General features: G+C 74.4%; 1 protein-coding gene. It reads right to left on the bottom strand.

The window, feature by feature from the left end; genetic code table 11:
- The coding region (locus AB0J39_RS39605; RefSeq protein ID WP_363474363.1) for a CoA transferase at nucleotides 1–1,164 on the bottom strand (1,164 nt) is incomplete at its 3' end.
- Between the last annotated feature and the right edge of the window lie 122 nt (nucleotides 1,165–1,286).

Raw genomic sequence — 1,286 nt, 5'->3', positions numbered from 1 at the left:
GGCGCGGATCGCCGCTCCGTCGGCGTCGAGCACGGGCGGCGCGGCGTGCTCGCGGCGGGTGGTCTCGGTCTCCCCGTCCGGGCCGGGGGTGAAGAAGCGCAGCGGCGGGCCGGGCAGTCGCAGCCGCCCGAGGGTGGCGTGCTCGACGTCGACGAGCAGCCCCTGTGACAGGGTCTGCTCCCACGTGTAGACCTCGTCGATCGTGCGCACCCTGCCGGCCGGGATGCCCGCCCCGGCCAGCCGGGCCAGCAGCTCCTCGGCGGGATGCTCCGCGAAGGCGTCCTCGATCAGCTCGATCACCCGCTGCCGGTTGCCCACGCGCTCGCCGTTGGTCGCCATGCCCGGCGCCTCGGGGTCGAGGCCGAACTCGTCGCAGAGCCGGCGCCACAGCGACTCGCTGCCGCACGACAGCTGCACCGATCCGTCCTTGCAGCGGAACAGCCCGTACGGCGCGATCGACGGGTGGTGGTTGCCCTGCGGCCGCCCGACCTGCCCGGCGACCGTCCACGCCGTCCCCTGGAAGGCGTGCACGCCGACGATCGCCGCGAGCAGCGAGGTGCGCACCACCTGGCCGCGTCCGGTGCGCTCCCTCTCGTACAGCGCGGCCAGCACGCCGTAGGCGCCGTACATGCCGGCCAGCAGGTCGCCGATGGGCACGCCGACGCGCTGCGGGTCGTCCGGCCCCGGCCCGGTCAGGGACATCAGCCCGGCCTCGCCCTGGGCGATCTGGTCGTAGCCCGCCCGGCCGCCCTCCGGTCCGTCATGCCCGAAGCCGCTGATCGACAGCGTGATCAGCCGCGGGTTCAGCTCGGCCAGGACGTCGGTGCCGAACCCGAGCCGGGTCAGCGTGCCGGGCCGGAAGTTCTCCAGCAGCACGTCGGCGCGGCGCAGCAGATCCGTGAGCACCTCCCGGTCGGCGTCGTCCTTGAGGTCGAGGGCGATCGACTCCTTGTTGCGGTTGGCCGACAGGAAGTAGGTCGACTCGCGGCCGCCGGTCTCGGGCTGCACGAATGGCGGCCCCCAGCCGCGGGTGTCGTCCCCGCCTCCCGGGTTTTCCACCTTGACGACGCGGGCGCCGAGGTCGCCCAGCATCATCGCGGCGTGCGGCCCGGCGAGGGCACGGGTCAGATCGACGACGAGCACTCCGTCGAGCGGTCCGGACACGGTGACTCCGATCCTTGCGTCAGCCGGGGTCGCCTTCGTCCCCGGGCGAGCTGGGTGGGGCAGCGGGCGTGGGATGTCCGCACGCCCCCGGCACCGACCGGCGCGTACGGCCTCCGCGCCGA

The organism is Microbispora sp. NPDC049633 (assembly GCF_040675265.1).
Classification (GTDB): Bacteria; Actinomycetota; Actinomycetes; order Streptosporangiales; family Streptosporangiaceae; genus Microbispora; species Microbispora maris.
This window is presented reverse-complemented; position numbering and strand designations above follow the sequence as displayed.